Genomic DNA, 16,580 nt, shown 5'->3' on the forward strand with positions numbered 1-16,580 from the left:
TCGGCTCGTCAGACCAGAAGGTCTCACGCGTCGAGTGCTACTTTCTACCTGCGTCCAACATGCCACTAAAGTCGCTCTAACTCTCCCGCAACAACTGCATCGGTGCCACGCGTGTCACGCGTCTGGCGGCTACATAACCTGCTAAACCGACGATCGTCACGCCTAACAGTGGTGCTAAATACCAGAGCTCCGGGTGCAGCGTCAGCGGTAGTTTCATTACCCACTGCTGTAGCGCCAGTAACACCAACTCTGCACCGACAGTGGCCAACACGCCGGCCATCAGGCCGATGATGACAAATTCAGCAATCAGGCTGCCGATGATCAATCGCCGGCTGCCACCGAGGGCACGAATCACCGTGTTTTCTTTTTTACGACTATCGAGCGAGTGCTGAACGGTCGCCACCATCACCAAGACCGAACCCAGCACCACAAACAGTAGCACTAGCTGCAAGGCCAATGACACGTGATGAATAATGCTGCGGATCTGCTTAATCACCGTATCCACCTCGATCACCACCGCCGTCGGAATCGCTTTCAGCAGTTGAGCAACTTGCCGGTGTTGCTGATCCGGCAGGTAAAAGCTTGTCATCGACGTCTGCGGCAAACTTTCTAGGCTCGCCCTCGATAACAACATATAAAAGTTCGGCCGCATCCGATCCCACTCCACCTCACGAATATTATTCACCACCGCCTTAACCTCAACCGCGGCAATACGAAAGGTGAGGCGATCGCCCAGCTGGATATTGAGCTTCTCGGCCAACTGCGACTCGACCGATACCTTACCAACGCCGTCGACCAGTTGCTGATCATCGCTACTGAACCACTCGCCGGCGAGCACGGTATTATCCGCCGGCAGTGCTTCCGCCCAGGACAAGTTGAGCTCGCGGTCGGCACCGGAGCGCTTAAAGCTGTCCTTGCTCACCCGCTCGCGTACCGGTTGCGCATTAATCTCAACCAGGCGTCCTCGCACCATCGGATAAATCGCCTCCGTGCTCACCCCCATCTGTCCTAACCACTGGGCCACCGTTGCCACCTGCTGCGGCTGAATGTTAACCAGGAAGAAATTCGGTGTCTCCGCCGGCAGCTGCGACTGCCATTGCTTAAATAAGTTATCGCGCACGCCCAGTAGTACGATTAACAGCATCAAACTGATCGCAAATAACCCCAACTGCAACGCGTTAGCAAACAAGCGTCGGCGCAGATTCGCCAACGCCATCGACCAAACACTATTGGCCCTGGCCCCCACCGCCGGCAGCGATTTCAAGATCAACCGAGCCGGTACAGCAATCACCAGTAACACCAACAACAGCGCCAGCATCAACACCGCACTGAGCAACAGCTGCTCGGTATACAGCAGCAGCAACAACAACAGACCGGCGAAGCCAATGAATAAACTCAGGCGACTGAAACCAAGCATCGACTGACGCGACTGGCGAAAGATCGCCACCGCTGGAATCGCCTGCAACGTCGATAACGCCGGCAGAGTAAACGCTAACAAACTGATCAAGGCTGCCACCACACCAAGTACAAAAGGCATCGCAGCCACCGGTGGTATCGCCACCTCCAACTCCTGCGCCACCTGAGAGAGTAAGCCGTATTGCAGCCCATAGGCCAACAGACAACCAAGCAAGGATACGGTAATAAATAACAGCAATAACAACAGCGAATATAACTGGCGAATATACCCCGACGTCGCGCCGAGGGTTTTCAATACCGCAATATGCTTCACATGGCGCTGGCAATAACGATTACTGGTCATCGCGATAGCGATCACCGCCAGCACAATCACCATACTGCTAGCCAACAAGAAGAAGCTCTTCGCCCGCGTTAACGCCTGCGCGATCGATGGCTGGTTATCCTCCAAACTCAGCCAACGCTGGCTCTCACCCAGCTGCGGCCCCAGCCATCGCTCAAATGTATTGATCGCCGCAGCATCACCGGCAAACAACCAGGCGTAGCTGATACGGCTGCCCTCGCTGATCACCTGCGTCGCCGCCACATCCTGGTAGTGCATCAATACCCGCGGCCCCATGCTGATAAAGCCCGCGCCACGGTCAGGCTCAGACACCAAGACCTTGCTGATAATCAGCTGCGCATCGCCAATATAGACCGGACTACCAAGAGCGAGATCCAATTGTTGTAACAGCCGTCGCTCGACCCAAATCTCGCCCGGCGGCGGGCCACCGTCTACCGCATACTCGGCACTGTACAAGCCGTCTCGAATGTTCACCTTGCCGATCAGTGGATAGTGTCGTGATGCCGCCTTCACGCTGACCAGCATTGGCTCGTCGTCGGCGTACAGCATCGACTGGAAGTTAATCAGCTTAGCCTGCTGCAGCCCCAGCGCACTTGCCTTCTGCAACCACACCGGTGACACCTCGCGCGGCGACTGTAACTGTCGATCCGCCGCTAAAAATTGGCTGCTCTCCCCCGCTAGCATCAGCTCGAGGCGACCAACAAAGCCGGTGAGACCAGCAACGATGGTCACCGCCAATAACAGCGAGACAAACAACAACTGCAACTCACCACTGCGCCAATCGATGCGCAGAAAACGCCACGCCATCTTCAAGCTGTTAGACATCGGTAGCCCCCGGCGAAGTGACCGCCAACTCCGTGAGGTGACCGTTCTCGATCTGGCAGTGGCGCTGGCAGAAACTCGCCAAGCGAGGCTCGTGGGTTACCAGGATTAATGTGGTATTGAGCTGACGGTTCATCGCAAACAATAAGTCGATAATTGTTGCTCCCGTATTCTGATCGAGGTTACCGGTAGGCTCATCGGCAAACAGGTAGCGCGGCTTGGCGGCAAAAGCACGGGCGATCGCCACCCGCTGTTGTTCCCCACCAGACAACTGTGAAGGGTAATGCGTCAATCGATGTGACAGCCCCACCTGCTGTAAAAAATGCACAGCTTCGGCCTCAGAGGCCTCAGCACCTGCTAACTCGAGGGGCAGCAACACGTTCTCGAGCGCCGTTAAGCCATCAAGTAAATGAAACGACTGAAAAATGAAGCCGACATTATTGGCGCGGAACAACGCCCGCTGATCCTCATTCATCGAGGTCAGCACCGCTTCGTCGACAATAATCTCGCCGTTAGTGGGCGTTTCCAAACCCGCTAACATACCCAGTAAGGTTGTTTTACCCGAGCCGGAGCTGCCGGTAATCGCAAGCGACTGGCCGGCCTCAATGGTCAAATTAATATTGTGCAAAATGCTCAGGTGGTCGTCGGCGGTTTGGATATGATGACTGACATCGTTCAACTGTATCATGCAACACCTGCTGTTGATCTACGTGAAACTGGTTGTTATTGTTAAATAATATAGCGTTATAAATCCGTGTATATGGCAGCGAGTTAATCATAAATCATGAAAAAAATCTCCTTTTTGCGCCTGTTATTAGTCGTACTAGTGTTGTCACCAGGTATCAGTTTCGCCAACGAAAAAACCATCCTCGTGTTTGGTGACAGCCTCAGCGCAGCGTATGGCCTGCCCACAGAACAAGGCTGGCCCCACTTACTGCAGCAGAAGATCAGCCAGCAACAACTGCCCTGGCAGATCACTAACCTCAGCATCAGTGGCGAAACCACTAGCGGTGGTAGCCAGCGCATCGACGACGCCCTGCAACAGTATCGCCCCGACATCGTCATTTTAGAGCTGGGTGCCAACGACGGCATGCGCGGGCAATCGCTCAAAACGATGAAGGAAAACCTGCAGCAGATGATCAAGAAAGCCCAAGCCATTGATGCCCAAGTCATCCTCGCCGGCATGCACATCCCACCAAACTACGGTAAACGCTACACCCAAGCCTTCCACCAAAGCTATGTCACCCTCAGTGACGATTACAACACCGTTTTTATTCCCTTTATTCTCGACGGCATCGCCAATCAACCCCAACTAATGCTCTCCGACGGCCTGCACCCCAATGCCGACGGCCAAAAAATCATGCTTACCACGGTGTGGCAATACCTACAGCCGCTGGTGAATGGGGGGAATTAACGCTTGGCAGGTCTACCACAGCACTAAACAAGACTTTATATCGTCGAAATAAAGTAGCAAAAAAGACGTATCGGGAAAATTTTACATCGAGCTGAGATTATTTTTTTGACCCTTTTTTGACCCTTTTTTGACCCTTAGTCACAATCCGTTAGATAGATTAATTTTTTTTGGGGGGGGGTAGTCAGGTAAGGTCAATCGCACAGATAACAAGACATGCACAATGACGCTATCACAGCCGCCCATGCAGTGTTACTCTTGTGCAAAAAAACGCTCTAGGAGAATAGGCTTGAGTGATATAGTTATTCGAGAATATAAAAATAATGACTGGCTAGATGTTAGTAACATTCATGATAAAGCCAGACCCGTTGAGCTTGATGGTTCATGTGATGAAAAAGCGTTTGTTCCGCTAGCCACTGACAAAAAAGACTTAGAAAACTTCACCAGTTCTAAGAAATTTGTCGCCTGTGCGAACAATGAAATTATTGGCTTTGTCGGTCTAATAGAGCATGAAATCACATGGTTGTATGTCGAGCCCGGTGAGTCTAGAAAAGGCATAGGGCGTCTCTTGTTACAATACGCATTAAACATAATGGAGGCCAAGGCAACAACCTACGTTCTCGAGGGTAATAAAGCCGCCCGAAGCCTATACCATAGCGAAGGTTTTAATGTTGAGGGGACGTTTAATTCTACGAATAATGGCTACCCATGCGTAGTGCTGAAGTTAACTCAGTAATATATTAATTTACCCCCTTCACACTTCTGATACCTACCTGTATCCGTCAATGGATTCACGACTAGACTCTGTGATTATTAGCATGAACTTACTTCATGCTAATACGCCCTTAATTAGCACAAGCTATAACAAAACTAAGCACCATTGTCAGAAATACAAATAGGACTTCGCTACAACGGCAAGCAGTGCCATACAACTAACGAGTTAATACCTGTGTTCAAATATCAAGATATTTCTAGTATCTTAGTTAGACGGAGAGCAGGGAGCACTTATCAGATGACAGAATTTTGGGTTATTGATACCAAGGTAAAGGTGTCACCAGAAAGTAGCTACGAACAAGATGGCAGTGAGTGGTATTATGGTCGTTCGGTCGTCCCAGCAAGATCTGTTGAAGAGGCGATACAACTGCTTAGCCGTTCATTAAAAGCCAAACATGTTTATATTGAAAACATTCTTGCGGTTATTAACTATGACCACCAAAACTGGAACTCAGTAGATGATGAACAATATAAAACGACTGAGTCCTACGAGAAATCAAAAGAAAAAAACGACGTCGTAACAGCTGTTTTAGCATCGGGCCTTTACCTTGAAGCAGAATGAAGTGCTCGATATTGCTGTCACGCTAGTCTTGAATAGCGGCGCTATGCATCAGGCCAAAGAATTATTCCACCGCCCTCCTGCACAACCACCAGTCGTCGCAAATAATCAAATTTATCATATGCTTGCAGCTTCACATTACAGCCACATTACGTTACTGTATCCATTAAATAATCAACAATAAAGCTTGGCGACTTAGCATGGACTTGCTTAAGATCCACCCTCTACGATGCACTAAGCCCAACCATAACGGGCCAAGCTAGCTTTAAAATATACCTATTTCAACCAAGAAGCTTGAGCCACTGCTATGAAGACCTATGATTACGTAAAAACAAAACGCGAAGATGTGCAGGAGATCCCATCAAAATGGCTGGGGCTGGCTCGGCGCATGCTAAAAGCGTATTCACGTTTAAATATTTGGGTATATAAAATCAGTAAAGGCCGGCTTATGAACACCTTTCCAGCCAGTGACTGCCCGATTTGCATAGTGACAACAACAGGCGCTAAATCAGGTGTAAAGCGTGAAGTCCCCTTGTTGCATTTACCCTATAAAGATAAAGAGCTGATGATAGCCTCACAAGGCGGCATGGATATCGCGCCAGCTTGGTACTATAACGTCAAGGCACATCCGGAAATTGATTTTCTCGTTATGGGAATTAAGAAAACATACATTGCACGCCAAGTTAGCGATGAAGAAAAGGCGAGGCTATGGCCACATCTTTGCGGCCTCTACCCCGATGTTGATGCCTATCAGGCACGAACGGATAGAAACATCCCGGTTTTTATCTGTGAACTTAAAGGTAACTAAGCAGCACTAGGAAAGATAGAACCGGCAACCTTAACAACCAACTCAACCACCGTTGATTCGTTGCATACATTCTCTCACTGCCGACATAGATACCAAAACCAACACCTTAACGCTCAAGCCAGCTGTAAAGCCCCCCTCCGATGTGCTGGAATAAGGCGGCAACTCATTCGAAACAGCGCCTTTAGCAAGGATTGATCCCGAGCTATGATGTTGATTTGAGCTGGGTCATAAAGCGCCAACCCTAGGCGCGGTAGAATTTGAAGAATCCAAATCAGTTGTGGCCATACAAGGTCCGACTCAGCTTCATGCCCAGCCGACAAAGTAAGCGACCGCTTGCGACGCTAGGCACTCATCACACTCAGCCATCATTAAGTTGATAAAATCTAGGAGAAATATGTCTCTATTCTTCGCAATGTTTTCATTTGCACTGGCAATGTCTATCTCACCCGGCCCGGTCAATATGATCATTCTCTCTTCGGGGGCAAACTATGGCATTCGTAAGACCTTTAGTTTCGTTTCAGGCGCCACGATCGGCCTCACCCTACTACTACTATTCATTGGTCTAGGGTTCGACAAAGTCATTAATTTATACCCAGATTTTCTCAAATACCTAGAGGTTGCCGGCTCTTTATTCATTATTTATATGGGCTATTTAATCGCCTCATCAAAACCGGAACTTGATATACAAAAGCAAAAGCAGCCAACCTTCATCCAAGGTTTTCTATTGCAGTGGCTAAACCCTAAAGCATGGATTGCCTGTGTCGCTGGCGTATCATTGTTTTCAGAGCCCAATAACAACCAAGTATTTTTAACCTTCTCATCAATATATTTTATAGTGTGTTACCTATCTTTGTTTTCTTGGTCTATTTTAGGTGACAAAGTCACTCTGTTTCTCAGCAATGAATTCAGATTAAAGGCTTTCAATATTGCAATGGGTTGCCTGTTAATTATTACCGCTTGTTTTTTACTGTACACGCAGTTTAGTTAATTTATATCTCCCTCATAAACAAATCTAATAGCCACCTACAACGCTGCTGAGATAAGCATGGAAGACTTAACTGGGTAGCCTTGGCCGGACCATTATTACCTCAGCAATTATTAGTTGCTTAGAATGCTCAATGAGATTTTTCTAAGCGCTATTTCGCCCTATTGACTCTCATCATTAGTTCGAGGTAATGGCGATGACGTTGTCATGCATCAATGTAATGATCTGCCATACTGGCAGCTTAAATAGATTGAGCATACGGGCAAACTCGTTCCATTATTAGCCGCCACGTGCGTTTAGCTGACACCCTAAAATTATCTATCCATCATTAACGGTTCAGCGCTGAAATCATAAAAGCATGACACTGCGTAAGACCAAAGGAGTTGTAATGAAAGAACGCCCCATCTCTATAACCATCATTAGTTGGCTGTTCATCATAGGAGGCATAGGCGCTTTCGCAGGCATGGTGTTTATGTATAACCGACCAGCCACTGCAACGGCAAGCCTAAGCGAAGCGTTAACACCGATACAACTAGGACTAGCGCTAGTACTTTCTATAGTAAAGTTTGTCTGCGGCATCTTAATACTTAAGGCGAAACACATTGGTCGTATTGTCTATGCTGCATCTGCTCCTCTAGCATGGCTAATAGGCGCCATCCTCTCTGGCTTCTCAATGACCCTCATACCTTCATTAGTCTTAATTTCAGTTTATATTTTCTTCCTTTTCACACCGAAGGCAAATAAATACTTTTCCGGCGAAGGCGCCCAACAGCCCTCCCCTAAACGCACAGCGACTAGCAGAACCATTCTTAACATCATTGGTATCTGTTGTTTTATCGCCGCAGGGTTCTTTATTAATATGATGGGAATCCTCTCCTTCTTTGCGGCAACAGGCCCTGATGGCGACAAGGCTTCCTTTCTCGGTATTTTCTGCATACCACCACTCATATTCTATTTAGTGGGCCTGGCCTTTTACAGAGGCGCAAACTGGAAGATGACTACCGGCCTAATACTGCTCATCAGTGGCTCGCTCTGCCTGTTAACTGCCACCACCATACTCTTCAGCAAAAACTCAATGAAGGCAGTAGAAACTGTTAGTCATGGTTTCTCTGTTACTTTTGGTGACTACACGTCCGGGTTTACCGTTATCGCGCTATGTATCAGCGTGGGTGCATTACTTTGCCTACTGGGTCGCTCGCCTGATAAGTCGAGCTAATCAGTTAATTTAGCGAACATTAGCCCTGGTAATATAAGTTATTCACACAACACGACAAAGCGACCGCTGTTGTTTCAGGCTAGACATAACCAAAGGGGACAGCTATTGTCACGGTCATCGATCGCTACGTCCCCTGTATTTTTTCTCGTGTTATTTGCATCTCGCTGATAAGCCAATCACGCAGTCTCTCAAAACGCGCGGTTTCGGCAAAGCTTGCTGAACAGACCAGCCAATAACTCGACCGCATCCTGACCGAGCGAGCCACACAGCTAAGGTAGCCCGCCTCAATATCATCCTCGACAAGGAGTGTGCGACCAAGGCCGACCCCCATGCCTACCACGGCCCCCTGCAACATCAAGTCAGCACGATCAAATTGCTGGTCCGGGGAGATAACGCCGTTAACACCCGCTATTTTTGAACAATAATAATGCCAACTAAAATCTGTCTTATCAGTTTCACCGCGTTGATCGGCCAAAAAAGTCGTGTTCGGCTCTGATAGCAGCAAAGCATCCGTCGCTCGACCGGCAAGATAGGCGGGGCTGGCTACTGGCCATAGCCAGCAATATGAGAGGTGCGTGCAATGCAGGCCCGGGTATGGGCCTGGGCCAAAGCGAATAGCGGCATCCGCCTCCTTAACCATAAAGTCGACCGTTTCCTCGCTCACCGTCACCGAGATATCCAAGTCTTTCGCCTGCGCTTTCGGCAACGCCGGAATCAACCACTTCATCGCCAGCGACGATGGCAGCGACAAATGGACCGTATTGGTCGAGTGACTACGCGCCAGCTTATCCAGTGCAACACCCCATCGGCCAAGCGTATCGGTGGCGGCATGACACAGAATCTCACCAACTTCGGTCAGCCGCAGCTGGCGCGTGGTGCGATCGAACAGGGTAAGACCCAGCGCCTGCTCCAATGATCGAATGCGATGACTGACGGCCGACTGATCGACACCCAGGCGCTCAGCAGCCTTGGTAAAGCTCAGCTCCTGGCCGATAGCAGCCAGCAGTGGCGAGGCCTGGACAAGCCGATCTATTGTTTCTTTTTTATTCATAACATGAGTATATCTCATGCATATATGAGTTCCCAGCTTCGTAATATCAGAATAAATTAGTATAAAAATCACAACACAGTTTATCTACTCAGGAAGTTATCATGAATAAAACTCAAGCAATGAAAAAATCCATCAGCGCTCAGATCGTCAATGGCTTCGTCACCAACGGCATCGGTGGCAACCCCGCCGGCGTGGTCCTTGATGCCAACCACCTGAGCGACAAGGAGATGCTGAACATTGCGGCCAATATCGGCCTGTCTGAAACCGCGTTCGTATCCAGCTCAGCAACCGAAGGCTTTAAACTGGATTTTTTTACTCCTAACCGCCGTATCGCCCACTGCGGACACGCTACTATCGCGACCTTCTCCTACCTCTCAGAGCTCGGCCGGGTAGCGGAAGGCGACACATCAAAAGAGACCGTTGATGGGCCACGCAAAATAACAATCAGAGACGGCGCAGCCTACATGGAGCAATTAGCGCCTCAGTATCGGGGGCCTGATGATTGGCTAAATTACGGTGTCACGGTAGCCGACCTGCTCCAGTCAATAGGCATCAACGAGGGTAGCCTGGATCCTAGACTAAGCCCTACTCTCGCCAACACCGGCAATAGCTTTATCGTCATCGGCGTGAAAGACCAACAAAGCTTACGTGCACTAACACCAAACTTCGAGCTGATCTCAGCCATCAGCGAAAAACTGAACCTCATTGGCTACTATGTGTTTACCACCGAAACGGCGGATTATGACGCCACCACCCGCATGTTTGCCCCGCGCTACGCCATCGAGGAGGAATCCGCCACGGGCATGGCCGCAGGCCCTCTTGCCTGCGTTTTACATGATTATCTGCACTCACAGAAAACAACATTCTTGATTGAGCAAGGCCGACTGATGGAGCCTGCATCGCCGAGCCTTATCACCGTGGAGCTATCAATGAAAAACAATAGCATTCAAAAATTGATGGCGGGGGGACAGGGCAAGGTGTCGCAGACTCTCAGCATCGATTATTAGCTAGGTAGCGGCGACGGCGGGGAATCGCGCCGCGTCGTTAACTTGTCGCATACGCTCAATCAGCGAATCGACTCAACGTCACGAGTACGTCACGAGTACGTCACGAGTACGTCACGAGTACGTCACGAGTACGTCACGAGTACGTCACGAGTACGTCACGAGTAGCCACAACGGATGAGTCTGGGGCGCCATGCGTTGCATAAGAGCTTGGCGCTAACCGAAAGAAGGTAGCCAACCGATAGAAAAACTGTTTTATTCGTCAACGGAATATTAAACTCAGGCATCTACCGGCAACGGCGGATGAATAGGCCACTCACTTATAGAAAAGAGCTCAAACTATGTTATCTCTTGGTGCGTTATTATATGACAAAATCATGAAGCCGACTGAACAAGCTTGCCTTATTGAATGGAGGGCTGATCTTCTAAAAGGCGTTGATGGCAAAGTGTTAGAGATAGGTGCTGGCACGGGCGCGAGCCTTGCGCTCTACCCAAACAACTCCTCTCTCGAGCTGTATCTTGCTGAGCCTGACCACAACATGCGCTCGCAATTGGCCGAGAAAGTGAACGCTAGCAACTTAAGTAATGTAGCAATTTTAGCTTGCCCTAGCGAGGCAATCGAGAGTGAAGATAATTTTTATGATCATGTTTTCGTCTCATTAGTTTGCTGCTCAGTGAATGATGTCGAAGCTTCTTTACAAGAAATAAAGAGGGTCATGAAACCCGGCGGTCGCTTTATCTTTTTAGAGCATGTGGCAGCAGAAGAAGGCACAAAGCGCAGAAAGTGGCAGGGGCGAGTTAATTTCCTGTGGCGAAAATTAGCCGGCAACTGCCACTTAAACAGAGAGACTGAGAAGCACATTAAGCAAGCGGGCTTTATCATCACCGAGATCAAGCGTGAAAGCATGCGCAAATCGATGCCGCTAGTAAGACCAACAATCAGAGGTATTGCGAGATTAAGTTGAAAGGAATAAGTCGATCGCCATGGCTGCCGCTTACTCCCCCTCCCTTTGTAGCGACTTCACCTTGCGTAAGGATCGAAATAGCAGCTGCTTATCTGACGCCGTCACATACTGCACATTGATAGCGGTGTTAAACTCTTCAAAACTTGCCGACTCAAAAGAACCATGTACATCCAGATAGGCACGCATCTTATCCGTAATCTGATCCCCCAAGTGAATCAAGCATGGGCGGACATCTGTTATTAAGTCTCGAGGAAACTTGCTGCTTGGGTGAGTCAGCATGTCAGCCCTAGAACGGAACCGAATTGCTTTAGCAACATCTATTTGAGCTTTAAAAAAAGCTTCAATATACGCAGGATTAAGCTCATTTCTCTTCGCCGAACGCTTAGAGTTATCAACAGTAATCCTCTCTCTTTCGAGATCTTCAACCGGCCGATGCCTTTTCGACTTATAGATAGCGACATCCTCCATGTAGCTCAAACGTGCATTAATGAGGCTAAACAACTCAGATGAAACCTCATCTGAGTTGGCGGCAGCTGAAACAATAGAAAACAAGAAATATGCAATATATTTCATTTCTGACCAACCTCATTGCCCTTTATGATGCAGGGCTTTACTTAAACCGATACGAGCAGGTGCCCTGCACCGCTGTAGGACGCAAGGCAGCTGCAGCGCCTTCGTTAGCACGTTAGATGTTGCTAGTTAACCGGATCGGTCTCTGTGTAACTCCATACAGGGAACGGGTCATCCAACGTTCTCCAGTATTCCGCACCACGAAGCACCTCCTCTTCACTCAACAGGCAGTTGTCGAGAGCACGAGTCATCCTGTCGGCATCCAGCCCTTGGCCGATGAAAACAAGCTCCTGTCGCATGTCGCCGAACGGCTCAACCCACTGCTGCTCTATGGAGGCGAGATAATCCGGGTCGGTTGGCCAGCTCGATTTCGGCAGCGCTTTCCAAAACATGCCAGCAAAACCATAACGCGCAATACCACCTGCTTGGCTCCATTGTCCGGCAAATTTCGGTCGCGATGCCAACCAGAAATAACCTTTCGAGCGGATGAGTTTGCCATAGCCTTCTGTGTTGTGCAGAAATTGGTGAAACTTCTGCGGATGGAAAGGCCGACGCGCTAAATAGCTAAAGCTACTAATGCCATACTCCTCCGTTTCAGGTACGTGCTCACCGCGCATCTCCTTTAACCAGCCCGGCGCTTGCTCGGCACGTTCGAAATCAAACAAGCCGGTATTCAGAACCGCATCAACATCCACCTGCCCCTGGGTAATCGGCACGATCCTCGCGTGCGTATTCAGGGTTTTTAAGATGGCGGTTAACCGCCTAACCTCATCTCGTTCCGCTAGGTCTACCTTGCTGATCAGAATGACGTCAGCGAACTCCACCTGATCGACCAACAGGTCAGAGACACTCCGCTCGTCGTCTTCACCCAGCGACTCGCCCGTCTCCTGTAAGGCCTGCGCCGCGTCGTAATCACTGAGAAAATTAACCGCATCAACAACCGTCACCATCGTGTCCAGCCTGGCCACATCAGACAGAGAGATGCCCTTCTCATCGGTAAACGTGAAAGTCTCTGCGACGGGTAATGGCTCCGAGATACCGGTCGACTCAATCACTAGATAGTCAAAGCGACCATCTTGAGCGAGCTGAGTCACCTCCTCCAACAAGTCCTCTCTTAAAGTGCAGCAAATACAGCCATTACTCATCTCAACGAGCTTCTCCTCGCTGCGGTTCAGGCTGACTTCTTGCTGTACAATGGCAGAATCAATGTTTATCTCGCTCATATCGTTAACGATCACCGCCACTTTCTTTCCTTGCCTGTTATTCAGGATGTGGCTCAGTACGGTCGTCTTTCCCGCCCCTAAGAAACCTGAAAGAACGGTGACGGGGAGTGCTGCTGTCGCGCTTGCTTGCATAAAGGGGGCCTCATGGGTTATCTCAACTAAACGCGATGTTATAACATAACATAGTGTTTAGTGTATAAGCCTGATTACCTATGCCCCACAAAAACCCTCTGCTAGCGGCCACACATAGAGGCAACTAACCTCAAGCGCACGGTGTTTCATGCAGGTAGAGCCAACGTACTTGCTCTCCGGTGGTATCAATGATGGCTGTTGAGATTCGCTCCGCTGTGAGGGCGGCTTCACGGTGGATCTCACGATAGCGGATTGTCACGACGCCATTATGCTCAGAAAAGGGCACAACATCTTCGATAACGATCGCCAACTCTGGACGCCTACCCAGGCTGGTATTAAACAGCTGGCTGAGCTGAGGTAACTTAATCACAGCGCCTTGTTGGGTCACCATGGTGAACTGTGCATCAAAAGCGGCCAGCAATCGCGGTATAACCGCTCTCCCCTCTCCCGATGCATCGGTAAACACTTGATGAATCCAGTGGTGAAGCGTGTGTATATGCTCTGCCGCGAGCGCTTTTGAATCATTCATAACAGGACCTTTTGTCGTTTATTGATATACAAGAGTGGCAACATGCCAATCAGGACTGCGATTAAATAAGTCAGGTGGTAGGCATCAGCTTTAGGGAGATGCGCCATCACAGAGATAAGCTTGAACAGCATGGTAAAGAAAGCTGCGCCGAGACAGAATGAAACCTGCCTGTTGATATTCCAAATCACGCTGCCCTTGGACATCTGATGCTCATCAAAGTCCATCAAGGCCGTTGTCTGAGCGCAGTTGGCACCCAGCCCCCCACCAAGCCCCATCAACGTATACGCCAGCATGATGACCGTCAGTGGCGAGCCGGGGTGCACCCAGAGCAAAGTGGCAATGCCTGTACTGTGTAGCAGTAAACTAATAATGAATAACTTATGTGGCCCAACACGATTGTAATTTCTGCCGCAGGCGACAATGGCAACAAAAGCACCGACACCATACAGAATCATAAACATACCGGCCTGATCGGCGCTAAAGCCCAATACCTCTTGTAAGAAGAATATATTGAGCAGGTTAACCCCCGTGAACACACCAGGGATCGCGTAATAGATAATGATCGATAGCGTCAGCTTGTTATTCTTGAGCAAACTTAGATGAATAATCGGGTCTTTGTGGTTCTTACCGTGGTTGATATAAAGCAGGATCAACCCTAGCCCTGCGAGCACAGCACTGGTACCCACGACGCCCCCTAGCAGGCCATGCTGACTATTCGCATAGGTTGACATGCCGGCTAACAGAATCGTTAACGCTGCACTGACAATAAGCAAACCGCGAAGATCCGGGCGCTCTACTGCGGCCCGCCTATCATCACGAACCCAGCACCATGCCAGCAAACACACTAAGATCGAGCACGGCGCGCTACTGAAAAACACCCAGCGCCAAGAGCAATGCTCAACAATCAATCCGCCGACCATCGGCGATATTGCCGGGGCAATCAGAGCGACCATCATCACCAGCGTCGACACCTTGGCACGCTGATCGTGTTGAAACAGACTAAACGTTAATGACTGACCGATTGGGATCATCAGCCCACCACCCATTCCCTGAAGAAAGCGCCAGGCGATCAGCTCATGTAATGAGCTAGCGCCGCCGCATAGAATCACCGAGAGGCTAAACAAAGCCATCGAGACACTGAGAACAAGCCTTGAGCCATATTGGCTAGCCAGCCAAGTGCTGATCGGAATGATCAAGGTCATACCGAGGATATAGGCGTTGGCAACCCAGGCGACCGCGGCGGTATCCGTGTGAAATTCTCTGGCAATCGACGGCAGCGCGATTGCCGACATAAAAATATTAATACAATCGAGGAAGAAACCGAGTAAAAAGACCAAGGCTATTTTCTGGCGGTAAGTCACTGGTACGCTCATCTGGGTAAAGGGAGTGTGTCGACAAGACTAGATAGTTCGCAAAAGATGATCAATAATGTAAAAATCACAAGATTAGTGATTAACTATGCATAATGAGGCGGCATGGATCTTTTTAAGGCAATAACGACCTTCCAACAAGTGGTCAAGCATAAAAGCTTCTCTGCAGCAGCCAATGCCATGAACCTAGTCCCCTCTGCCGTCAGCCGACAAGTCAGCGAGCTAGAGAAGTGGCTGGGAGTTCGCTTACTACACCGTACGACGCGCAGCATAGGCTTAACCAGTGAGGGGCGAGCCTATTTGGCGAAAATGGCGTTAATTAGCCAAAACGTGGCAGAGCTAAAAGGTGAGATGTTAAGCACGACAGAACTAGCAGGTGAGTTGAGACTCACTGCGCCACTGATTCTAGGGAAGCACGTATTAACGCCTGTGTTATCGCAATTCTCTGAGCAATATCCAGAGATCGACCTGTCGCTATTTTTAACCAACAGAGTCGTCGATTTAGCAGAAGAGAGTTATGATTTAGCCCTACGAGTCGGTGACTTAGCGGATTCAAGCTTGGTGGCACGCACTTTGGGGGAGTACCAAGTTAAAACCCTTGCCACCCCAGGCTATATTGAGCGTTATGGTAAGCTTGAGACACCAGAACAACTAAAGCACCATCGATGCTTAATCAATAGCGCAAAACACACTCCCCGGCGCTGGCTTTACCAAATTGACGGTAAACCTGTACAAGCAAAAGTCAGGGGGGAGATTGAATCGAACGACCCCGAATGCTTGCTAGCATTTTGCTTACAGAGTCGGGGCATCGTCCAACTGCCCGACTTCCTGGCCAGCCCGCTAGTCAAAAAAGGAGAGCTAGTTGAGCTACTCGGCCAATATACCCCGCCACCACAACCCGTCACGCTACTATTTACCAGCACCAAGCTCATGGGGCCTGCTCATCGCGAGATGATAGATTTTCTAGTGAGTTATTTTCATCAAAGCCCAATTGGCAAGATCAGCTAACAGCACTTACCCCTCAATTATCGCCCTCAACGCTAGTGAATAAAACTCTCAGAATACCTCGGCATTATAATGCCTAAGACCATCTAGCTTTAATTCGAAGCCATAATGCGTTATGGCACGGCATGGTTAACGTTAATTAGCTAATACCGAATTGTTCACCTTACCTAGCCCATGTAAAGCAGAGTAACTCTCTTTAATAGGCAGATCTGAACATCTTTAGCGATCACAGCTTCCTGTGACGATGCCATCTATTCTTATAATTTGCCGTATATCTCCCTATAACCAACCGAGTCATCGCAGCACCTTTACCGCAATATTATGACAACTTTTTAATCTATCTGAGATGCACTGATGGTTATAAAGTTTTCGCCGAGCAAGTATTGAGCTAGCTAGCAGG

At 49.2% G+C, this 16,580-nt stretch carries 17 protein-coding genes; 10 read left to right on the forward strand and 7 right to left on the reverse strand.

Annotated features, from left to right (window positions below):
- Positions 1–76: 76 nt before the first annotated feature.
- Together EDC56_RS04520 and EDC56_RS04525 are read right to left on the reverse strand one after the other, a co-directional pair.
- On the reverse strand, positions 77–2,581 hold the full coding sequence (locus EDC56_RS04520) for an ABC transporter permease (RefSeq protein WP_123711297.1): 2,505 nt from the start codon (positions 2,579–2,581) through the stop codon (positions 77–79).
- Complete coding sequence (locus EDC56_RS04525; RefSeq protein ID WP_123711298.1) at positions 2,574–3,266, reverse strand: ABC transporter ATP-binding protein; 693 nt, start codon at positions 3,264–3,266, stop codon at positions 2,574–2,576. Before EDC56_RS04525 ends, EDC56_RS04520 begins: the two co-directional genes overlap by 8 nt.
- Positions 3,267–3,362: 96 nt before the next feature.
- Between EDC56_RS04525 and EDC56_RS04530 the strand changes: the two genes are divergently transcribed.
- The 7 genes from EDC56_RS04530 (at position 3,363) to EDC56_RS04555 (ending at position 8,331) form a co-directional block, all read left to right on the forward strand.
- Positions 3,363–3,992 carry an arylesterase gene (locus EDC56_RS04530; protein WP_123711299.1) on the forward strand — a complete coding sequence of 210 codons (630 nt, stop codon included), beginning with the start codon at positions 3,363–3,365 and terminating at the stop codon, positions 3,990–3,992.
- 286 nt (positions 3,993–4,278) lie between these two features.
- The gene (locus EDC56_RS04535; protein WP_123711776.1) at positions 4,279–4,725 is read left to right on the forward strand and encodes a GNAT family N-acetyltransferase; all 447 of its coding nucleotides are present in this window, start codon (positions 4,279–4,281) and stop codon (positions 4,723–4,725) included.
- A 276-nt stretch (positions 4,726–5,001) separates the two neighbouring features.
- A complete protein-coding gene (locus EDC56_RS04540) occupies positions 5,002–5,325 on the forward strand; it encodes a hypothetical protein (protein WP_123711300.1) in 324 nt (107 codons plus the stop codon).
- Entirely contained in the window at positions 5,312–5,506 is a 195-nt protein-coding gene (locus EDC56_RS19380; RefSeq protein WP_148059307.1) for a hypothetical protein, read from the forward strand. Before EDC56_RS04540 ends, EDC56_RS19380 begins: the two co-directional genes overlap by 14 nt.
- Positions 5,507–5,629: 123 nt before the next feature.
- Positions 5,630–6,130, forward strand: coding sequence for a nitroreductase family deazaflavin-dependent oxidoreductase (locus EDC56_RS04545; RefSeq protein WP_123711301.1), 501 nt, complete (start codon positions 5,630–5,632; stop codon positions 6,128–6,130).
- Between the two features lie 394 nt (positions 6,131–6,524).
- Positions 6,525–7,118 (forward strand): LysE family translocator, encoded by a 594-nt coding sequence (locus tag EDC56_RS04550; protein ID WP_123711302.1) that lies wholly within the window; start codon positions 6,525–6,527, stop codon positions 7,116–7,118.
- Between the two features lie 385 nt (positions 7,119–7,503).
- On the forward strand, positions 7,504–8,331 hold the full coding sequence (locus tag EDC56_RS04555) for a hypothetical protein (protein ID WP_148059308.1): 828 nt from the start codon (positions 7,504–7,506) through the stop codon (positions 8,329–8,331).
- Positions 8,332–8,455: 124 nt separating this feature from the next.
- Here the strand turns inward: EDC56_RS04555 and EDC56_RS04560 are convergent, their stop codons facing one another.
- Positions 8,456–9,382, reverse strand: coding sequence for a LysR family transcriptional regulator (locus EDC56_RS04560; RefSeq protein WP_123711304.1), 927 nt, complete (start codon positions 9,380–9,382; stop codon positions 8,456–8,458).
- A gap of 101 nt (positions 9,383–9,483) precedes the next feature.
- Here EDC56_RS04560 and EDC56_RS04565 point away from each other — a divergent pair, with 101 nt between their 5' ends.
- Positions 9,484–10,389: a PhzF family phenazine biosynthesis protein gene (locus EDC56_RS04565; protein WP_123711305.1), complete on the forward strand. Its 906-nt coding sequence runs from the start codon at positions 9,484–9,486 to the stop codon at positions 10,387–10,389.
- Positions 10,390–10,763: 374 nt separating this feature from the next.
- Positions 10,764–11,351 carry a class I SAM-dependent methyltransferase gene (locus EDC56_RS04570; RefSeq protein WP_211333557.1) on the forward strand — a complete coding sequence of 196 codons (588 nt, stop codon included), beginning with the start codon at positions 10,764–10,766 and terminating at the stop codon, positions 11,349–11,351.
- Between the two features lie 30 nt (positions 11,352–11,381).
- On the opposite strand, the gene EDC56_RS04575 is transcribed toward EDC56_RS04570, so the two are convergent.
- The 4 genes from EDC56_RS04575 to EDC56_RS04590 form a co-directional block, all read right to left on the reverse strand.
- Positions 11,382–11,924, reverse strand: a complete 543-nt coding sequence (locus EDC56_RS04575; protein WP_123711307.1) for a chorismate mutase — start codon at positions 11,922–11,924, stop codon at positions 11,382–11,384.
- A 122-nt stretch (positions 11,925–12,046) separates the two neighbouring features.
- The gene (gene zigA, locus EDC56_RS04580) at positions 12,047–13,276 is read right to left on the reverse strand and encodes a zinc metallochaperone GTPase ZigA (RefSeq protein WP_123711308.1); all 1,230 of its coding nucleotides are present in this window, start codon (positions 13,274–13,276) and stop codon (positions 12,047–12,049) included.
- Positions 13,277–13,406: 130 nt separating this feature from the next.
- Positions 13,407–13,805, reverse strand: coding sequence for a hypothetical protein (locus tag EDC56_RS04585; RefSeq protein WP_123711309.1), 399 nt, complete (start codon positions 13,803–13,805; stop codon positions 13,407–13,409).
- Positions 13,802–15,166 carry an MFS transporter gene (locus EDC56_RS04590; protein WP_123711310.1) on the reverse strand — a complete coding sequence of 455 codons (1,365 nt, stop codon included), beginning with the start codon at positions 15,164–15,166 and terminating at the stop codon, positions 13,802–13,804. The genes EDC56_RS04585 and EDC56_RS04590 overlap by 4 nt, the downstream gene beginning before the upstream one ends.
- A 114-nt stretch (positions 15,167–15,280) precedes the next feature.
- On the opposite strand from EDC56_RS04590, the gene EDC56_RS04595 reads away from it, so the two are divergent.
- The gene (locus EDC56_RS04595; protein ID WP_123711311.1) at positions 15,281–16,183 is read left to right on the forward strand and encodes a LysR family transcriptional regulator; all 903 of its coding nucleotides are present in this window, start codon (positions 15,281–15,283) and stop codon (positions 16,181–16,183) included.
- Positions 16,184–16,580: the final 397 nt, after the last annotated feature.

This window comes from Sinobacterium caligoides (assembly GCF_003752585.1).
Lineage (GTDB): Bacteria > Pseudomonadota > Gammaproteobacteria > Pseudomonadales > Sinobacteriaceae > Sinobacterium > Sinobacterium caligoides.